Below are 18,370 nucleotides of genomic sequence, written 5' to 3'. Positions count from 1 at the left end.
GCGGCGGACCCCCGGAAGCGACGAACCGGAGAGAACGGTCATGGGTCACTACAAGTCCAACCTGCGGGACGTGGAGTTCAACCTCTTCGAGGTGTTCGGCCGCGACCAGGTGTACGGCACCGGTCCGTTCGCCGACATGGACGTCGACACCGCGAAGAACATCCTCGGCGAGATCGCGCGCCTGGCCGAGAACGACCTGGCTGCCTCGTTCACCGACGCCGACCGCAACCCGCCGGTCTTCGACCCGGAGACCAACACCGCTCCGATCCCGGAGACGTTCAAGAAGAGCTACAACGCGTACATGGACGCCGAGTGGTGGCGCCTGGGCATCCCGGAGGGCATCGGCGGCCAGGTCACCCCGTCCTCGCTGGTCTGGGCCTACGCGGAGCAGATCCTCGGCTCCAACCCGGCGATCTGGATGTACTCCTCCGGCCCGGCCTTCGCCGGCGTCGTCTACGACGAGGGCACCGAGGAGCAGCAGAAGGTCGCCCAGCGCATGATCGACGGCCTCTGGGGCGCCACCATGGTGCTGACCGAGCCGGACGCCGGTTCGGACGTCGGCGCCGGCCGCACCAAGGCGGTCAGGCAGGAGGACGGCTCCTGGCACATCGAGGGTGTGAAGCGCTTCATCACCTCCGGTGAGCACGACATGTCCGACAACATCATCCACCTGGTGCTGGCCCGCCCCGAGGGCGGCAAGCCGGGTACCAAGGGCCTCGGCCTCTACATCGTGCCGAAGTACGACTTCGACTGGGAGACCGGCGAGCTCGGCGAGCGCAACGGGGTCTACGCCACCAACGTCGAGCACAAGATGGGCCTGAAGGCCTCCAACACCTGCGAGATGACCTTCGGTGCCAAGCACCCGGCCAAGGGCTGGCTGCTCGGCGAGAAGGTCGACGGCATCCGCCAGATGTTCAAGATCATCGAGTTCGCCCGGATGATGGTCGGCACGAAGGCGATCGCCACCCTCTCCACCGGTTACCTGAACGCGCTGGAGTACGCCAAGGAGCGCGTGCAGGGCGCGGACATCTCCCAGTTCCTGGACAAGACCGCCCCGCGCGTCACCATCACCCACCACCCGGACGTGCGCCGCTCGCTGATGACCCAGAAGGCGTACGCCGAGGGCATGCGCGCCCTGGTGCTGTACACCGCCTCCGTCCAGGACGACGTGATCGCCGCCCGCCTGCGCGGCGAGAGCGACGAGGCCGCCGAGCGCCTGAACGACCTGCTGCTGCCGATCGTCAAGGGCTACGGCTCCGAGAAGTCCTACGAGCAGCTCGCCCAGTCCCTGCAGACCTTCGGTGGCTCCGGCTACCTGCAGGAGTACCCGATCGAGCAGTACATCCGCGATGCCAAGATCGACACCCTCTACGAGGGCACCACGGCGATCCAGGGCCAGGACTTCTTCTTCCGGAAGATCGTCAAGGACGGTGGCCAGGCGCTGACCGCGGTCTCCGAGCAGATCCAGAAGTTCCTCGGCGGGAACGAGGGCGGCGACGCCCTGGCCACCGAGCGCGAGCTGCTCGGCAAGGCCGCCGGCGACCTGGAGGCCATCGTCGGCAAGATGCTCGCCGACCTCTCCTCGGTCGAGCAGGACGTCAAGAACATGTACAAGGTGGGCCTGAACGCCACCCGCCTGCTGATGGTCTCCGGCGACGTCGTGGTCGGCTGGCTGCTGCTCCGTCAGGCCGTCGTCGCCCTGGCCAAGCTGGAGGCCGGCGCCGCCGGCAAGGACGTCGCCTTCTACCAGGGCAAGGTCGCGGCCGCCCGCTTCTTCGTCCGCAACATCCTGCCGACCGTCGCCTCCCAGCGCCAGATCGCCGAGGGTGTCGACAACGAGATCATGGAGCTTGCGGAGGAGGCCTTCTGAGCAAGGCCCAGGTGACTGCCTGACACACCCTCACACTGCGGGGCCCGGTTGCAACCAGCCGGGCCCCGCGGCGTTTCGCCGCCCGGATGCCCGCCGCTCCGGCCGGTGGGTCCGCCGCGCGCCAGGCCCGCCGGAGCAGGGCGTGGACCGCACGGGCGAACGCCGATCTTCACCATTCCGTCACTGTTTCCGGGTTCCCCGTGCCGTGTCCGTGTACGGGCATATGCTCAAGGGCGAAGCCGGTCCCCCATCCGGTTTCCGCCCTCCCTCAACTCAGGAGCAGCATGTCAACCGCCGCCCGTCAGGCCGCCTTCGACCGAACGCACACCGACGACCTGATCGCTTACCTGAGCGCTTCGCCGTCGCCGTTCCACGCCGTGGCCAGCGCTGCGGAGCGGCTGGAGAAGGCCGGGTTCCGGCGGGTCCTGGAGACCGACGCCTGGGACGCGGCTCCCGGCGGCCGGTACCTGATCCGGGGTGGCGCACTGATCGCCTGGTACGTGCCTGAGGGGGCCGGCCCCGAGACGCCGTTCCGCGTGGTCGGCACGCACACCGACTCGCCGAACCTGCGGGTCAAGCCGCTGCCTGACACCGGTTCAGCGGGTTGGCGGCAGGTGGCCGTGGAGATCTACGGCGGAGTGCCGCTGAACACCTGGCTGGACCGCGACCTCGGCCTGTCCGGGCGGCTCGCGCTGCGCGACGGCAGCACCGTGCTGGTGCAGATCGACGAACCGCTGCTGCGCGTACCGCAGTTGGCCATCCACCTGGACCGGCAGGTCAACGAGGGCCTCAAGCTGGACAAGCAGCGCCACCTCACGCCGATCTGGGGGCTGGGTGAGGTCACCGAGGGGTCGCTGATCGAGTTCGTCGCCGAGCGGGCCGGGGTGGCCGCGTCGGACGTCATCGGCTGGGACCTGATGACCCATGACGTGCAGCCGCCCGCCTACCTGGGCCGGGACCGCGAGCTGCTGGCCGCTCCCCGGCTGGACAACCTGCTCTCGGTGCACGCCGCGACCGCCGCGCTGGCCGCCGTCGCGGGCGCCGAGCTGCCGTACATCCCGGTGCTGGCCGCCTTCGACCACGAGGAGACCGGTAGCGAGTCCGACACCGGAGCGCAGAGCCCGTTGCTGGGCAACGTGCTGGACCGCAGCGTGTACGCGCGCGGCGGCAGTGCCGAGGACCGCGCCCGGGCGCTGGCCGGCACGGTCTGCCTCTCCTCCGACATGGGCCACGCAGTCCACCCCAACTACAGCGAGCGGCACGAGCCGGGCCACCACCCGCTGCCCAACGGCGGGCCGATCCTCAAGGTCAACGTCAACAACCGGTACGCCACCGACGCGGTCGGCCGGGCGGTGTTCACGGCCGCCTGCGAGAAGGCGGGTGTGCCGTGGCAGACCTTCGTCTCCAACAACGCCATGCCCTGCGGCACCACCATCGGCCCGATCACCGCGGCCCGCCTCGGCATCACCACCGTGGACTGCGGTATCGCCGCGCTCTCCATGCACTCGGCCCGCGAGCTCTGCGGCGCGGACGACCCGTACCTGCTGGCCAGCGCCATCAAGGCCTTCCTGGAGGGCTGAGCAGCTGGCGGGGGTGAACAGGTCAGGGCGCACTTCCCCGCGCCCTGACCTGCTCGTTTTCTCCCCCAACACTCTTGCCGTGGGCGGAAGTTACTCCATGCCGGCCAGGACGAGCGGGAGGCGGGTGGCGCCGTCGGCGGTGAGCTTCACCGGGACGCCCCAGTCCTGCTGGTGGACGTGGCAGGCGGGGAACTCGATCTCCGGATCGTCGTCGCAGGAGGCGGCCATCGCGGACACGTGCAGCACACCCTCGGCCACCTCGGCGGAGAGCACCAGCTCCCGGGAGAGCGCGGTGTCCGCGCCCGCCCCCAAGGTCAGCAGCTCGGGCGGCGTCGCGCTGACCAGCAGCCGGGTGGACGGGCCGTAGCGCTCGTCCAGCTTCTGGCCGGCGGGCGCCGAGAAGACCACGTCCAGCTGAAGTCTGCCCGGGGCGACCTCGGTGGCCGCCCGCTGGGTGCGGTGCGCCACGGACTCGACCCGGACGGCCTCCTCGGGCAGCCGCAGCCGGGTCAGCCGGTGCCGGGCCGACTCGACCACCACGACGTCGCCCTCCACCAGCACCGCGCCGGAGGGTTCGCGCAGGTCCGTCGCCAGCGTGGTGACCTCGCCGCTCGCCGGGTCGTACCGGCGCAGTGCGTGGTTGTAGGTGTCGGCGATCGCGACCGAGCCGTCGGGCAGCACGGTGACCCCGAGCGGGTGCTGCAGCAGCGCCTGGTCGGCGGCGCCGTCGCGGTGCCCGAAGTCGAACAGGCCGGTGCCGAGGGCGGTGTGCACGGACTTGGTTTCACGTGAAACCCAGCGCACGGCGGAGGTCTCCGAGTCGGCCACCCAGAGCCGCTCGCCGTCGGCCGAGACCGCCAGCCCGGACGGCTGGGCGAACCAGGCCTCGGCCAGCGGGCCGTCCACCAGGCCCTCGTTGGTGGTGCCGGCCGCGACGCCGGTGGTGCCGGCCAGCGGGTCGAACGCCCACAGCTGGTGCACCCCGGCCATGGCGATCCAGAACCGGCCGTCGAACCAGGCGACGTCCCACGGCGAGGAGAGGTCCACCTCACGGGCCGGGCCCTCGGTGGGCGAGCCCTGCCACCACTGCCGCCCGGTGCCGGCCAGCGTGGTGACGCCGCCGTCGGCCAGCCGGACGCCGCGCAGTGCGTGGTTGACCGTGTCGGCGACGATCACGTCGTAGTCCAGGCCCAGCTCGGCCGGGACCAGGGCGAGGCCCTGCGGCTCGCTGAACCGGGGGGCGGTGCCGTCCACCAGCCCGCGCTCGCCGTCACCGATCCGTCGCAGCACCGTCTCGCCGTCCTCGGCGAGCTCGACCAGCGAGTGGTGGCCGGAGTCGGCGACCAGGAAGGTCCCGCCGGGCAGCCGGACGGCCTTGCCGGGGAAGCGCAGGTCGCCGGCCTCCGGCTCGGGTGCCACGTACGGGCCGTCGCCGCGCCGCAGCGTGCCCTTGGCCCGGTGCTCGGCCTCCAGCTCCTCGACCAGTTTCGCGATCGCGTGCGCGTGTCCCTCGCCCGCGTGCTGCGCGACCACGTACCCCTCGGGGTCGATCACCACCAGCGTCGGCCAGGCCCGGACGGCGTACTGCTTCCAGGTCGCCAGCTCCGGGTCGTCCAGCACCGGGTGGTGCACCTCGTAGCGTGCGACGGCGTCCAGCACGGCCTGGTGGTCGGCCTCGTGCACGAACTTGGGGGAGTGCACGCCGACGATCACCACGGTGTCGCGGTGCTTCTCCTCCAACTCCCTTAGTTCGTCCAGGACATGGAGGCAGTTGATGCAGCAGAACGTCCAGAAGTCCAAGATGGTGATCTTGCCTCGGAGATCACCCAGGGTGAGTTCCTTGCCGCCGGTGTTGAGCCAGCCGCCCTTGCCGACCAGTTCGGGGGCGCGTACACGTGCACGAGAAGCCATGCACCAATCAAACCGCACGGTGTCCGTTCCCATTCCGGCCCGTGACCGCGTGCATAGACTCGCGTTGTACCCGTCGGTGTTGGCATCACCACGGACTGCGACGAGGAGCGGGAGATGACTGCGATCGCCGATTCGCCCCAGATGAGTGCCGAGGCCTTCGAGGACCTCGCCGCCACCGCAGAGCGCAACGACGTCCGGCTGGAGTTCATCAACGGCAGGATCGGAGTGAAGCCGGTGCCGGACGGGGGCCACGACGAGATCGTCAGGTGGCTCATGGAACGCTGTATGCAGCAGCGGCCCGATCTGTGGCTCTATCCGGAGCGCGGTCTGATCGTAGAGAGCTACCGGACGGGCCGGGCCCGTCCGGGCGGCACCCTGGCGCCGAAGGGGAGTTTCTCCGGTCAGGGTGAGTGGGCCGAAGCCGACCGGGTGCTGATGGTCGTCGAGGTGACCTCGTACGACCGCGATGCCGGCCGCCGCGACCTGCGGGAGAAGCCGGCCGCCTACGCGCAGTCGGGCATCCCGGTCCACCTGCTCGTCGACCGCGAGCGGGGGGAGATCGTCGTCCACTCCGATCCGGTGGACGGCCGGTACCACGCACGGACGTACTTCTTCGGGGGCGCCGTGGCGATCCCCGACCCGGTCGGCATCACCCTGGACGACACCGAGATCCTCAAGGAGCACGTGCGGTAGCGGCTCAGACGATGATGTGCGGCAGGAAGCGGGCACCTTGGTGGGTGATCAGGCTGTCCTCGGTCTCGCGGATGCCGAGGCCGGCGGATTCGCCGTCGACCACCCAGGTGCCGAGGACGGGGCGGTTGCCGTCGAACTCCGGCAGCGGGCAGAACTGCTGGTAGCAGTAGCCCTCGGCGCCGTAGCGGTCGGGGTCTCCGGCCCAGTCGGCCAGCCGGCTCTGCGAGCCGTCCGGGGCGACGATCCGCACCCCCGCGCCCTCGCGGCCGAGCAGCGGCTTCGCCGCGTAGCCGGGCCCGCCGGGATCGGCCAGCTCGCGCGGGCCGTCGAGGTAGGCGGGCAGCAGGTTGGGGTGGCCGGGGAACAGCTCCCAGAGGACCGCCAGCAGCGCCTTGTTGGAGAGCAGCATCTTCCAGGCGGGCTCGATCCACAGCGTGTTGCCGGTGCCGCCGCCCTGGTCCAGTCCGTCGAGCAGCTGCCCGGCGAACTCGTCGGTGGCCAGCCACTCCCACGGGTAGAGCTTGAAGACGGACCGGATGTAGCGCTGCTGCAGGTCCACGAAGCGGCCGGAGAGCGGGTCCCAGCCGATGTCCTCCATCGCGATGCCGACCGTGGTCAGCCCGGCCTGTTCGGCGGTCTCCTGGAGGTAGAGGGTGGTCATCCAGTCCTCGCCCTCGGTGTCCCCGCGCGAGTGCGCGAAGTGCACCGGGCCGGGCGGCAGCAGGTGCTTCTGCCGGGCCCATGCGTCGACCAGCCGCTCGTGCAGCGAGTTCCACTGGTCGGCGCCGGGGAAGCGCTCCTCCATCCAGAACCACTGAGGGCTGGCCGCCTCGATCAGTGAGGTCGGGGTGTCGGCGTTGTACTCGAAGAGCTTGGCCGGGCCGCTGCCGTCGTACGCGAGGTCGAACCGGCCGTACACGGACGGCTGTTCGTCGCGCCGCCGCCAGGACTCGGTCACCGCCTCGGCCAGCCCGGGGGCGGTGATGCCGTAGTCGGCGAAGCGGCGCTCGCGCACCACGTGGTCGGCGGCCCGCAGGCACAGCTCGTGCAGCTCCTCGACCACGCCCTCCAGCCGCTCGACCTCGGGAGATGAGAACTCGTAGTACGCGCTCTCGTCCCAGTAGGCGTACTCCTGGCCGGGATTGCGGGGGTCGTCGCAGACGGCGTACAGCAGGCCCTGGCCCTCCACGGTCTGCCGCCAGCCGGGGCGGGGTTCGATGGTGCGGCGCCGCACGGCCCGTCAGCCTCCGACCGGGTGGGAGCGCGTGGGGCAGCCGAAGCCGCCGCGCTTGGTGGCGGCCTTGTCGAAGGTGCCGCCGGTGGCGACCGTCGTGCCCGAACCGCAGTAGTACCAGCGGCCGGTGGACTTGCTGTCGGTGCAGGAGTGGTTGTCCAGGACCTTGAGGGTGCCCGGGTCGACACAGCGCCGGGGCGGGTTGTTGCTGGACGAACAGCTGGTCAGTGCCAGCGCGAGCGTGCCGACCATGCCCAGGGCGACAAACCCTGAGCGGCGTCTACCTGTGGGTGCGGCGTCGGACTGCGTCATAGCGGGATGCTACTCGGGTAATCCGACAGCGGACCGGGGGCCTCTGGACCTCCGGGGAGGCAGGCCTCCCGGCCGCCCGAGCACGCGGTGCCCGGTCGGCCGTGCCGCGTACGCGGGCCCGATCGGTCTAGCCAGCGGCCAGGCGCTCGGTCAGGCGGACCTTCGCGGCCGGCCACTCGTCGCGCAGCATCGAGAAGTACACGGTGTCCCGGAAGGTGCCGTCCGGGCAGTGGCGGTCACGGCGGTGGGTGCCCTCGTGCCGGGCGCCGAGGCGGCTGATGGCGTTTCGCGAGCGCTCGTTGCGGCTGTCGGTCTTCCAGCAGACCCGGCCCATGCCCAGTTCCTCGAAGGCGTGGGCGAGCAGCAGCAGCTTGGCCTCGGTGTTGACCGCGGTGCGCCAGTGGGAGCGGGCGTAGAAGGTGCCGCCGATCTCCAACCGCTCGTCGGCGGTGCTGATGTCCAGGTAGCAGGTCAGACCGATGGTGCGGCCGGTCTCCTGGCCGACCACCGCGAACGGCAGGAAGCCGTTGTCCCGCCAGACGTCGATCCGCTCGGCGAGCTGGTGCTCGGTCTGCGGGACGGGTACCGGGATCCACCGCCACACCTCCTCGTCCCGGCCGGTCGCCGCGAACAGGTCGGACAGGTGGATCCGGTCGAAGGGCTCCAGGCGGACGTGGGTGCCGGCGAGGGTGACGGGGGCGGGCGGCTTGGCGGTCATGTGCCGCACGCTAGCCGCAAATTGAACTAGGTGCAATAGATATATGAACTAGTTCAAAGTCCCGGACCGGCCCATGCGAAAGGGCCCGCACCGACTCGGTGCGGGCCCTTTCACGGCCGGCCTGCAGGCGGGCCCGGGCGACTAGATGAAGGAGTTGATCTGGATGGTCTCGTCGCGGCCGGGGCCGACGCCGATCGCGGAGATCGGGGCGCCCGACATCTCCTCCAGCGCCTTCACGTACGCCTGCGCGTTCTTCGGCAGGTCGGTGAAGGTCTTCGCCTTGCTGATGTCCTCGTTCCAGCCGGGCAGCGTCTCGTAGATCGGCTTGGCGTGGTGGAAGTCGGACTGGTTGTACGGGAGTTCCTCGACCCGGCGGCCGTCGATCTCGTACGCCACGCAGACCGGGATCTGCTCCCAGCCGGTGAGCACGTCCAGCTTGGTGAGGAAGAAGTCGGTCAGGCCGTTGACCCGGGTGGCGTAGCGGGCGATCACCGCGTCGAACCAGCCGCAGCGGCGGTCACGGCCGGTGGTGACACCGCGCTCGCCGCCGATCCGGCGCAGCGCCTCGCCGTCGGCGTCCAGCAGCTCGGTCGGGAACGGGCCCGAGCCGACGCGGGTGGTGTACGCCTTCAGGATGCCGATGACCCGGTCGATCTTGGTGGGACCGATGCCGGCGCCGGTGCAGGCGCCGCCGGAGGTCGGGTTGGACGAGGTCACGAAGGGGTACGTGCCGTGGTCCACGTCCAGCAGGGTGCCCTGGCCGCCCTCCAGCAGGACGACCTTGTTGTCCTTGAGCGCCTGGTCCAGGACCAGGGTGGTGTCGGCCAGGAAGGGCTTGATCCGGTCGGCGTAGCCCAGGTACTCCTGCAGCACCAGGTCGGCCGGGATGGCGCGGCGGTTGTAGAGCTTGACCAGGATCTGGTTCTTGTCGTGCAGGGCCGCTTCGATCTTCTGCTGCAGGATCGATTCGTCGAACAGGTCCTGCACGCGGATGCCGACGCGGTTGATCTTGTCCGCGTAGGTCGGACCGATGCCGCGCCCGGTGGTGCCGATCCGGCGCTTGCCGAGGAAGCGCTCGGTGACCTTGTCCAGGGTGCGGTGGTACGGGGTGATCAGGTGGGCGTTGCCCGAGATCAGCAGCTTGGAGGTGTCGATGCCGCGCTGGTTCAGGCCGTCGAGCTCGGAGAGCAGCACGCCCGGGTCGATGACGACGCCGTTGCCGATCACCGGTGTCACGTTCGGGCTGAGGATGCCGGAGGGCAGCAGGTGCAGGGCGTACTTCTGGTCGCCGATGACCACCGTGTGACCGGCGTTGTTACCGCCCTGGTAGCGGACGACGTAGTCGACGGAGCCGCCGAGGAGGTCGGTGGCCTTCCCCTTGCCCTCGTCTCCCCACTGGGCGCCAACGAGCACGAGTGCCGGCACAGGCGTACACCCCTTCCGGTTGGGGCATCCTGCGTAGGCCGCTGTCTGCCCCGAGATAGACGAAGCCCCTGGCGCAATGGCGCAAGGGGCTCTTGCACCGAGAGATTACCTGAGGAAGGACCGGTCGTGTCGTCGCTGTCCACGTCCGAATCCCGTCCGACGGGCCGGCCGGGTCCGGACCCGCTCCTGGTGCTGCTGGATCCGGTGGCCCGGCGGAGCGACGGCGAGTCGGTGCGGATCGCCCGGGACGTCCTGTGCGGCGGGGCGGACGTCAAGGTGGCGCTGCCGGAGAGCCCGTCCGAACTTGACCGGGCCCTGGCGCGTCGCGGCCGCCGGCGACCGGTCGTGATTGGTTCCGATCTGGCCGTGCAGCGGGTACTTCAGGCCTTGCACCGGCACCGCGAGTTGGGTGCCGACGCGCTCGGCGTGGTACCGGTCGGGCGTCCCGGCGCGGTGGCCAAGATACGGGCGCTGGGTGTCCCGCCGGAGCCGGTCGCCGCGGCCCGCGCGGTGATAGCCGGCGTCTCGCGGAAACTGGACCTCTTGATCGACGACACCGACGAGGTGGTCCTCGGGGATCTGCGGATCCATCCGTACCGCTGGGGCCGGGCGGGCGGGCTGCGTTCGCTATGGGCGAAATTCGCTGCGGCCGAGCAGGCGACGGCTCCCGCCGGGCATCCCCGGCTGCGGATCGAGGCGGACGGCCGCCTGCTCGCCGACGTCCACCGGCCGCCGTGCCGGCTCGACATCACCGTCCCGGTCGGCGAGGGCGTGCTGGAGCTGTGGCTGCACACCGGCGGCGAACCGCGGCGGGTCAGGGCGGGCAGCCTCACCGTGGCCGGCCGCGGCTTCGGCTGCGAGGCGGACGGCCGCGCGCTCGGCCCCCTCGGCGCCCGCACCTGGACGGTGCGAGCCGGGGCGTGGGAGCTGGTGCTGCCCGCCGGGTGAGCAGTGTCACGTCGCCGCCCCGCCCCCGACGCGCCGTCAGCCGTCCGATATCCCCCGAAGGCGCGCGGCGCAAGGAAACTCCGGGGCTCGGCGAATTGCGGTGCCGGAATTGCGCTTGCGGTAAGGGGTTTTGTCTACGCGCGTCGCTATGTTTTGTCTACGCGCGTCGCTATTCGATCGGGCAATAATCGGGCGCTCCCCAGTTCCGGAACGCGTACGGAACTGCCCTAGACTCGAAGGCGTGCCACGTGGTGACGGAAGACTCAACCACGATCTTCTTCCCGGCGAGAAAGGCCCCCAGGACGCTTGTGGCGTCTTCGGTGTCTGGGCTCCCGGCGAGGAGGTCGCAAAGCTCACGTACTTCGGCCTCTATGCCCTGCAGCACCGTGGACAGGAATCCGCGGGCATCGCAGTGAGCAACGGCTCCCAGATTCTCGTCTTCAAGGACATGGGACTGGTCTCCCAGGTCTTCGACGAGGCCTCACTGGGATCCCTGCACGGGCATATCGCGGTCGGACATGCCCGCTACTCGACCACAGGTTCGTCGGTCTGGGAGAACGCCCAGCCGACCTTCCGGGCGACCGTGCACGGTTCGCTGGCCCTCGGCCACAACGGAAACCTGGTGAACACCGCCGAACTGGCGGCCATGGTCGCCGAGCTGCCCGGCGAGGAGCACGTCTCCCGCTCGGGGCGGACCGCGGCCACCAACGACACCGACCTGGTGACCGCCCTGCTCGCCGGTTACCCGGACCTGTCCATCGAGGAGACCGCCCGGCAGATCCTGCCCAGGGTCAAGGGCGCCTTCTCGCTCGTTTTCATGGACGAGCACACCCTCTATGCCGCCCGCGACCCGCAGGGCATCCGCCCGCTGGTCCTCGGCCGGCTGGAGCGCGGCTGGGTGGTCGCCTCCGAGACGGCGGCCCTGGACATCGTCGGCGCCTCCTTCATCCGCGAGGTGGAGCCCGGCGAGCTGATCGCCGTCGACGAGAACGGCCTGCGCACCAGCCGCTTCGCCGAGGCCAGGCCCAAGGGCTGCGTCTTCGAGTACGTCTACCTGGCCCGCCCCGACACCAGCATCGCCGGGCGCAACGTCCACCTCTCCCGGGTGGAGATGGGCCGCCGGCTGGCCAAGGAAGCCCCGGTCGAGGCCGACCTGGTGATAGCCACCCCGGAGTCCGGCACCCCCGCCGCGATCGGCTACGCCGAGGCCAGCGGCATCCCGTACGGCTCGGGCCTGGTGAAGAACGCCTACGTCGGGCGCACCTTCATCCAGCCCAGTCAGACCATCCGCCAGCTCGGCATCCGGCTCAAGCTCAACCCGTTGAAGGAAGTCATCGCGGGCAAGCGCCTGGTGGTCGTGGACGACTCGATCGTCCGCGGCAACACCCAGCGCGCGCTGGTCCGGATGCTGCGCGAGGCCGGTGCCGCCGAGGTGCACATCCGGATCTCCTCCCCGCCGGTCAAGTGGCCCTGCTTCTTCGGCATCGACTTCGCCACCCGCGCGGAGCTGATCGCCAACGGGATGAGCGTCGAGGAGATCGGCCGCACCCTCGGTGCCGACTCCCTGGCCTACATCTCGCTCGACGGCATGATCGAGGCCACCAAGCAGCCCAAGGAGCGGCTCTGCCGGGCCTGCTTCGACGGCGAGTACCCGATGGAGCTGCCCGATCCGGCGCTGCTCGGCAAGCTCCTTCTGGAGGCCGAGATCGCCGGCGGCAAGCAGCAGCACAAGCCCGTCCGCGGCAAGACGACCAGCGACCTGGACGGGGTCCAGTCGCTGATCGGGGGCGCGGGTGCGGGCGACGCGCTGCGACGGCCGTAACGGGCGCAGGCCGCCAGGGGCGCGGGGAACCGCCCGGTCGACCGGGTGCGCGAAGCGGAGGGCCGCGGGCGCACGGTCCCACGGACGGCCGGGGGCCTCGGGGCGCGACCAGCGCACCGGGGCCCCGCGCCGCGCGGCTCTCCGCGCCCCGAGCCGGTTCCCGTCCCCGAAGACTTCCTCGCTGACCGAGGTGTCCGTTCCAAACCCCCTTCGACCCGAGAGGGCCGCACAGCAGTGACCAGCAACGAGAGCGGTGCCACCTACGCCGCCGCAGGTGTCGACATCGAGGCCGGCGACCGTGCCGTCGAGCTCATGAAGCAGTGGGTGAAGAAGGCAGACCGCCCCGAGGTGGTCGGCGGCCTCGGCGGTTTCGCCGGGCTCTTCGACGCCTCCGCCTTCAAGCGCTACGAGCGTCCGCTGCTGGCCTCCGCCACCGACGGCGTCGGGACCAAGGTCGCCATCGCCCAGGCCATGGACAAGCACGACACCATCGGCCACGACCTGGTCGGCATGGTCGTCGACGACCTGGTGGTCTGCGGCGCCGAGCCGCTGTTCATGACCGACTACATCTGCGTCGGCAAGGTCGTGCCCGAGCGGGTCGCCGCGATCGTGAAGGGCATCGCCGAGGGCTGCACGCTGGCCGGCTGCGCGCTGGTCGGCGGCGAGACCGCCGAGCACCCCGGTCTGCTGGGCCCGGACGAGTACGACGTCGCGGGCGCCGGCACCGGCGTGGTGGAGGCCGACGCGCTGCTGGGCGCCGACCGGGTTCGTGCGGGTGACGTGGTGATCGCGATGGCCGCGTCCGGGCTGCACTCCAACGGGTACTCGCTGGTGCGCCACGTCCTGCTGAACCAGGCCGGCTGGTCGCTGGACCGCCAGGTCGAGGAGTTCGGGCGGACCCTGGGCGAGGAACTGCTGGAGCCGACCCGGATCTACTCGCTGGACTGCCTGGCGCTCACCCGGGCCACCGAGATCCACGCCTTTTCGCACGTCACCGGCGGAGGCCTGGCGGCCAACCTGGGCCGGGTCATCCCGGACGGCCTGCACGCCCGCCTGGACCGCGGCACCTGGACCCCGCTGCCGGTCTTCCAGACCGTCGCCCAGGTCGGCCGGATGGCCGCGCTGGAGATCGAGAAGACCCTGAACATGGGCATCGGCATGGTCGCCGTGGTTCCGCCGTCCTCGGTCGACGTGGTGCTCGCGGTCCTGGAGGACCGCGGCGTCGAGGCATGGCTGCTCGGTGACGTCGTCGAGCGCACGGACGAGCACGACGGCGCTGCGGCCCTCTACAACGCGTACGAGGGCTTCCAGCTCTGACACCCGCGACACCGGACGAAGGGGCCCCGAGCGGGCCCCTTTTCCGTGCTCCCGGCGTTGAGGTGCGCCTGGTTGTGCGTTCGGCCGCTCCGGAGGCGGCTGAGGCCCCTCCAGGCGTTCCCAGGCGTCCCCGGAGGCTCATCACCGCCCGAGGAGCCGCCGTTGTCCCCGCGGGCCCGGCCCGGTTGGCAGGTGTACGGGAACGCCGAAGACCGGCCTGGCGCTCCGGGAGCGCCAGACCGGTCCGGTCGGGCTCTTACGCGCGGCGGCGGGACTGGCTGTTGCTGCCCGCGTCCTCCGCGTCGTCGTCCTCGTCGTCGTAGCGAGCCGCGTACGCCGCGTAGGGGTCGTCGTCCTCTTCTTCGATCGGCTCAGGGTTGATCGAAGCGTTCGGAGTTACGCCCAGCTCGTTGGACAGACGGTTAGCGTCGAAGCCGCCGCTGTTGTACTTCAGCTGGCGGGCGACCTTCGTCTGCTTGGCCTTGGCCCGGCCGCGCCCCATGGGTCGACCCCCTCAACGGTGGGGCTCACGGCCCCGAGTCTGACACGTGTTCATGATCAGGAGCGGCGCGCCCGAAGTGGGAGTGCCGTCCCTTGGAGCATTAACGGTACCTGTTTCCGCCGCCGGACGGTACGTCGCCGGTGTGACGTGGCGCGCACAGTCTGTCCCCGTAACCGGTTCTTTCCTGGTCAGGTGGGGATTTCCGGGCTGTCGCAGGCTGTTCGGAGCCTGCGCCGGTTCCGTCGTTCCGGGACCGATTATCCCTCGCCCGGGGCGCAGGATCGCCCGTTCGGGCTATAAATCGAGAATCCGGTTCCACATTGTGATGCGCCCGGGGCGGAGCCCGGGGACCTCGGATCCCCCGCCTCGGGCGCACTGGTCCGTTCGGGCGGCCGGTGGCTCGGCCGGCCGCCCCCGGGCGCTCTCCCCGGTGCCGGTGTTCCCCGGCTCAGGCACCGGCTCGCCCGTCGGCCGGGACCGGCCAGGTTCAGCCCTTGCGGGCGCCCGGCAGCAGGATCGTGCGCAGCGCGCTGATCTCCCGCATCCGCTTCTCGGCCAGGCGGTCGGCGGCGACGGCAGGCGGGACGCCGTCGGTGGCGGCCCGGGTGAAGATCTCCAGGGTGGTGTCGAAGATCTTGGTGGCCTTGTTCTTGGCGCGTTCGAAGTTGAAGCCGTCGATCTCGTCGGCGACCTGGATCACGCCGCCGGAGTTCACCAGGTAGTCGGGCGCGTAGAGGATGCCGCGGTCGGCGAGGTCCTTCTCGACGCCCGGGTGGGCCAGCTGGTTGTTGGCCGCGCCGCAGACGATCGAGGTGCCGGCCGCGCCCAGCGCGCCCACCGTCAGGTCGTCGAGCGCGCCGCCCAGCGCGCACGGGGCGTAGACGTCCAGGTCGGCCCGGAGCAGGGCCTTGGTGTCGGCCACCACCTCGACCTCCGGGTGCGCCGCGCGGACCCGGTTCAGGGCGGTCTCGGAGACATCGGTGATGACCACCGTGGCGCCGTCGGCGACCAGGTGGCCGACGAGGTAGTGGCCGACCTTGCCGACGCCCGCGACGCCGACCCGCTTGCCGCGCAGGGTGGGCTGGCCCCAGCGGGCCTGGGCGGAGGCGCGCATGCCCTGGAAGACGCCGAAGGCGGTCAGGATGGAGGAGTCGCCGGCACCGCCGTGCTCCGGCGAGCGGCCGGTCACGAACTCGGTCTCGCGGGCGATCACGTCCATGTCCTGGACGTAGGTGCCCACGTCGCAGGCGGTGATGTAGCGGCCGCGCAGGGACTGCACGAAGCGGCCGTAGGCGCGGAGCATCGCCTCGTTCTTCGCCTTGTCGGGGTCACCGATGATGACGGCCTTGCCGCCGCCGAGGTCGAGGCCCGCCAGCGCGTTCTTGTAGCTCATGCCGCGCGACAGGCGCAGCGCGTCCTCCAGGGCCTCCTCCTCGGAGGCGTACTGGTGGAAGCGGGTGCCGCCGAGGGCCGGGCCCAGCGCGGTGGAGTGGATGGCGATGATCGCCTTCAAGCCACTGCTGCGGTCGTGGCAGAGGACCACCTGCTCGTGGCCGTCGCCGGGGGCGCCGTCCTGCTCGGTGCGGAAGATCCTGCTCAGCACACCGGGTGCGGGGTGCGTCGCGGAGGTCTGTACGTCGGTCACTGTGGTGACTCCAGTATCTGTGGCCCACTGCTGTGGTGTGGGCGGCTGGGGGAAGAGTAGCCCCGGGGAGGGCCCCGGATCTGCCCCCGTGCGGCAACGAAAGGGGGACGGAACCGGCAACGAGCCAGGGCCGTGGCGGGCAACGGGAGCGGGCGGCGGCGAAGAGGCGCGGAACACCCTCCCGGCGGGCGGGGGCGGCGTGCGACGATGCGATGCGTGACCACCGTGCGCACTTCGGTTCTTCCGCCGTACGCCGCCCATCTGCGGGTCTACGAGCCGCTGGCCGCCTATCCGGAGCCCGAGCGGGCCCGTTGGCAGGCATATGCCGCCACGCACGGCCCGGACGCCAGCGTCCCCGAGCACTCGGTCGCCCCGGCCGCACTCGTCGAACAGCGCAAGGCGCTCGCCGAGGTGGTGGGCCGCACCCCGCGCGCCCTGCCGGACCGGGAGAGCGAGCAGGCCTTCGTCCGGCAGCTGGACGGGGTGACCTACGTCTGTCCGTGGGCCACCCGGTTGCGCAGCTGGCAGGCGCTGGACGAGCTGCGCGCCTCGCTGCCGGTGGCGCTGTTGGACACCGTGCTGCCGCCGGCCGCGCGGGCCGCGGCGACGGCGCAGCGGGAGCGCTGGCAGGCGGGTCACCCGGACGACCGGCCGTGGATCCTGACCAGCCGTTGGGAGGTGCCGCTGCGCTGGTTCCTGCCGTTCGGGGCGGAGGACCGCTGCTTCGTGCCGGGCAGCGCCGAGGACCGGCGGGGGCAGGTCGCGCCGGCGCTGTTCTATCTGACGCCGATGGCGCAGGCGCGCCGCCGGGTGGCGCGCGCCTACCGGGCGCTCCGGGAGCGGCAGGGGCTCGGCAGTGCCGGCGGCCCGGCGCGGGGACCGGCCGGCCAGGGTGGGCCGTTGGTGCAGGAGGTGGAGCAGATCGGGCGCTGGCTGGAGGAGTTCCACCCGCGGTCCCTGGTGGAACTGGACTACGGGGGTCTGGTGCACCTGCTGGGTCCCGAACGGCTGGCGGTGGAGGACTCGGTGGCCGAGGTCGAGTCCGGGCTGCTGGCGCTGCGCTCCGGCGACGAGGCCGGCGCGGTGCGGGCATACGAGACGGTGACGGCGCGTTGGCGCCAGGTGCTGGCCCTGCGGTACGCCAGCTGACGGGGAGGGCTGCCGGGCCGGGGCAGGCCGGCCGCGGTGTGACAGGCGATCGAGGGGCGCCTGACGGGCCCTCAGCAGCCCTTCGGGGGGAGGGTGTCAGTGGTGCGGGTGAGGATGGTCGGGCCCTTTGGAACAGGCGAGCGGGGACCTAGGTCCCGGTTCGGGTCAATACCCCTCGAACGTGACACTACTCACCGTTGACGCGAACTTACACCTATATGCAAAAATGGGACAACCGGCCCAAGTTCACTCACGTGTGTCCACTTTTGGGTGGATCTGGCGGTAGTGCGTGCTTTGCGGGGAAACTAAGGGTCTGGTCCGCTCCTGACCGATGGTTACCGTACGGTGACTGTCCGCTATGGGCCGGTCCATGGCCTTCCGTCGTGCTTGAACCCGTGAGGGGTCAATTTTGGCGGTTTGGCCGATGGGGCTGGACGAATGGTGTAGTTGTAGACACCAGGACAAGCCGTTCGTCCTATAACCGACTCGGCCCGTCTGTGCCATTTCGGGCATCGCGGGCCAAGGTGCAGAATTTGAAGGATAGAACCGCCCTGGTTCGGTTCTCCCGAGGAGGCCGCTCATGACCGCTCGTACCCCTGACGCTGAGCCGCTGCTGACACCGGCAGAGGTCGCCACCATGTTCCGCGTGGACCCTAAGACGGTTACTCGTTGGGCCAAGGCTGGCAAGCTCACGTCCATCCGCACTCTCGGCGGCCACCGCCGTTACCGCGAGGCGGAGGTGCGCGCACTGCTGGCCGGTATTCCGGCGCAGCGTACAGAGGCCTGAGAGGCCCGCTGACGCATTTCGTGAGGGGCTGTATCCCTGACTCCGCCGGGTCTGGGGTGCGGCCCCTCACGCATGTCCGGAATCGCATGTTCCTATTGGTGCTGATGTGGGTGGGGGAATTCCTGGGAAATGCATGTACAATTTTATATATTAAATTAGGGCCAGCGTTCAGGGTGTCTGGAGTGTCCGGTCTCAAGGGAAGATAAGTGATGACCATCACAGGATCGTTACCTTGTGGTCTAGACCTACCCTGCGGTAACGGGAACTGACGCCCGGTCAGGGCAAAGCGAGAGGCCCGGAACCTTTCGGCTCCGGGCCTCTCCTGTACTGCGATCCCGACGGGACTTGAACCCGCGACCTCCACCTTGACAGGGTGGCGAGCTAACCAACTGCTCCACGGGACCAGAGTGTTCTGATCTCTTGTCCGCTTGCTCGTCGCTCGCGAACAAGACAGATC

Annotated in this window: 15 protein-coding genes and 1 tRNA gene; 8 read left to right on the top strand and 8 right to left on the bottom strand. The window is 70.5% G+C overall.

The window, feature by feature from the left end:
* The first annotated feature begins 40 nt into the window (after nt 1-40).
* On the top strand, nt 41-1,870 hold the full coding sequence (locus tag ACWDAK_RS20345; protein ID WP_427394321.1) for an acyl-CoA dehydrogenase: 1,830 nt from the start codon (nt 41-43) through the stop codon (nt 1,868-1,870).
* 284 nt (nt 1,871-2,154) lie between these two features.
* Nucleotides 2,155-3,450, top strand: a complete 1,296-nt coding sequence (locus tag ACWDAK_RS20340; RefSeq protein WP_344637364.1) for a M18 family aminopeptidase — start codon at nt 2,155-2,157, stop codon at nt 3,448-3,450.
* 90 nt (nt 3,451-3,540) lie between these two features.
* Here ACWDAK_RS20340 and ACWDAK_RS20335 read toward each other — a convergent pair whose 3' ends face one another.
* On the bottom strand, nt 3,541-5,361 hold the full coding sequence (locus ACWDAK_RS20335; protein ID WP_344637363.1) for an NHL domain-containing thioredoxin family protein: 1,821 nt from the start codon (nt 5,359-5,361) through the stop codon (nt 3,541-3,543).
* A gap of 114 nt (nt 5,362-5,475) precedes the next feature.
* Here ACWDAK_RS20335 and ACWDAK_RS20330 point away from each other — a divergent pair, with 114 nt between their 5' ends.
* The gene (locus ACWDAK_RS20330) at nt 5,476-6,054 is read left to right on the top strand and encodes a Uma2 family endonuclease (protein WP_344637362.1); all 579 of its coding nucleotides are present in this window, start codon (nt 5,476-5,478) and stop codon (nt 6,052-6,054) included.
* A gap of 4 nt (nt 6,055-6,058) precedes the next feature.
* Here ACWDAK_RS20330 and ACWDAK_RS20325 read toward each other — a convergent pair whose 3' ends face one another.
* From ACWDAK_RS20325 to ACWDAK_RS20310, 4 genes are all read right to left on the bottom strand, one after another.
* Nucleotides 6,059-7,288, bottom strand: coding sequence for a glutathionylspermidine synthase family protein (locus tag ACWDAK_RS20325; RefSeq protein WP_344637361.1), 1,230 nt, complete (start codon nt 7,286-7,288; stop codon nt 6,059-6,061).
* A 6-nt stretch (nt 7,289-7,294) separates the two neighbouring features.
* Nucleotides 7,295-7,600 carry a hypothetical protein gene (locus ACWDAK_RS20320; protein WP_344637360.1) on the bottom strand — a complete coding sequence of 102 codons (306 nt, stop codon included), beginning with the start codon at nt 7,598-7,600 and terminating at the stop codon, nt 7,295-7,297.
* Nucleotides 7,601-7,727: 127 nt separating this feature from the next.
* Complete coding sequence (locus ACWDAK_RS20315; RefSeq protein WP_427394322.1) at nt 7,728-8,318, bottom strand: GNAT family N-acetyltransferase; 591 nt, start codon at nt 8,316-8,318, stop codon at nt 7,728-7,730.
* A 141-nt stretch (nt 8,319-8,459) separates the two neighbouring features.
* A complete protein-coding gene (locus ACWDAK_RS20310) occupies nt 8,460-9,743 on the bottom strand; it encodes an adenylosuccinate synthase (protein WP_344637358.1) in 1,284 nt (427 codons plus the stop codon).
* Nucleotides 9,744-9,869: 126 nt separating this feature from the next.
* Here ACWDAK_RS20310 and ACWDAK_RS20305 point away from each other — a divergent pair, with 126 nt between their 5' ends.
* The 3 genes from ACWDAK_RS20305 (at nt 9,870) to purM (ending at nt 13,830) form a co-directional block, all read left to right on the top strand.
* Nucleotides 9,870-10,691: a diacylglycerol kinase family protein gene (locus ACWDAK_RS20305; RefSeq protein WP_344637357.1), complete on the top strand. Its 822-nt coding sequence runs from the start codon at nt 9,870-9,872 to the stop codon at nt 10,689-10,691.
* A 241-nt stretch (nt 10,692-10,932) separates the two neighbouring features.
* The gene (gene purF / locus ACWDAK_RS20300; RefSeq protein WP_344637356.1) at nt 10,933-12,513 is read left to right on the top strand and encodes an amidophosphoribosyltransferase; all 1,581 of its coding nucleotides are present in this window, start codon (nt 10,933-10,935) and stop codon (nt 12,511-12,513) included.
* Between the two features lie 234 nt (nt 12,514-12,747).
* Complete coding sequence (purM, locus tag ACWDAK_RS20295) at nt 12,748-13,830, top strand: phosphoribosylformylglycinamidine cyclo-ligase (protein WP_344637355.1); 1,083 nt, start codon at nt 12,748-12,750, stop codon at nt 13,828-13,830.
* 256 nt (nt 13,831-14,086) lie between these two features.
* Here the strand turns inward: purM and ACWDAK_RS20290 are convergent, their stop codons facing one another.
* Together ACWDAK_RS20290 and ACWDAK_RS20285 are read right to left on the bottom strand one after the other, a co-directional pair.
* Nucleotides 14,087-14,332, bottom strand: a complete 246-nt coding sequence (locus ACWDAK_RS20290; RefSeq protein ID WP_344637354.1) for a DUF3073 domain-containing protein — start codon at nt 14,330-14,332, stop codon at nt 14,087-14,089.
* A gap of 487 nt (nt 14,333-14,819) precedes the next feature.
* On the bottom strand, nt 14,820-15,977 hold the full coding sequence (locus tag ACWDAK_RS20285) for a Glu/Leu/Phe/Val dehydrogenase dimerization domain-containing protein (protein ID WP_344637353.1): 1,158 nt from the start codon (nt 15,975-15,977) through the stop codon (nt 14,820-14,822).
* A gap of 216 nt (nt 15,978-16,193) precedes the next feature.
* Between ACWDAK_RS20285 and ACWDAK_RS20280 the strand changes: the two genes are divergently transcribed.
* Both ACWDAK_RS20280 and bldC read left to right on the top strand, forming a co-directional pair.
* Nucleotides 16,194-17,126, top strand: a complete 933-nt coding sequence (locus ACWDAK_RS20280) for a hypothetical protein (protein ID WP_425557645.1) — start codon at nt 16,194-16,196, stop codon at nt 17,124-17,126.
* 580 nt (nt 17,127-17,706) lie between these two features.
* Entirely contained in the window at nt 17,707-17,913 is a 207-nt protein-coding gene (gene bldC, locus ACWDAK_RS20275) for a developmental transcriptional regulator BldC (protein WP_014137253.1), read from the top strand.
* 330 nt (nt 17,914-18,243) lie between these two features.
* Here bldC and ACWDAK_RS20270 read toward each other — a convergent pair.
* Nucleotides 18,244-18,317: transfer RNA gene (locus tag ACWDAK_RS20270), tRNA-Asp, on the bottom strand.
* Nucleotides 18,318-18,370 lie beyond the last annotated feature (53 nt).

It is taken from the genome of Kitasatospora sp. NPDC001175 (assembly GCF_053598215.1).
This window is presented reverse-complemented; position numbering and strand designations above follow the sequence as displayed.

Excerpts from the sequence above, each read along its gene's own strand:
- ACWDAK_RS20330 (WP_344637362.1), top strand. The coding sequence starts at position 5,476 with ATGACTGCGATCGCCGATTCGCCCCAGATGAGTGCCGAGGCCTTCGAG.
- ACWDAK_RS20315 (WP_427394322.1), bottom strand. The coding sequence starts at position 8,318 with ATGACCGCCAAGCCGCCCGCCCCCGTCACCCTCGCCGGCACCCACGTC.
- ACWDAK_RS20320 (WP_344637360.1), bottom strand. The coding sequence starts at position 7,600 with ATGACGCAGTCCGACGCCGCACCCACAGGTAGACGCCGCTCAGGGTTT.
- ACWDAK_RS20340 (WP_344637364.1), top strand. The coding sequence starts at position 2,155 with ATGTCAACCGCCGCCCGTCAGGCCGCCTTCGACCGAACGCACACCGAC.
- ACWDAK_RS20345 (WP_427394321.1), top strand. The coding sequence starts at position 41 with ATGGGTCACTACAAGTCCAACCTGCGGGACGTGGAGTTCAACCTCTTC.
- bldC (WP_014137253.1), top strand. The coding sequence starts at position 17,707 with ATGACCGCTCGTACCCCTGACGCTGAGCCGCTGCTGACACCGGCAGAG.
- ACWDAK_RS20290 (WP_344637354.1), bottom strand. The coding sequence starts at position 14,332 with ATGGGGCGCGGCCGGGCCAAGGCCAAGCAGACGAAGGTCGCCCGCCAG.
- ACWDAK_RS20335 (WP_344637363.1), bottom strand. The coding sequence starts at position 5,361 with ATGGCTTCTCGTGCACGTGTACGCGCCCCCGAACTGGTCGGCAAGGGC.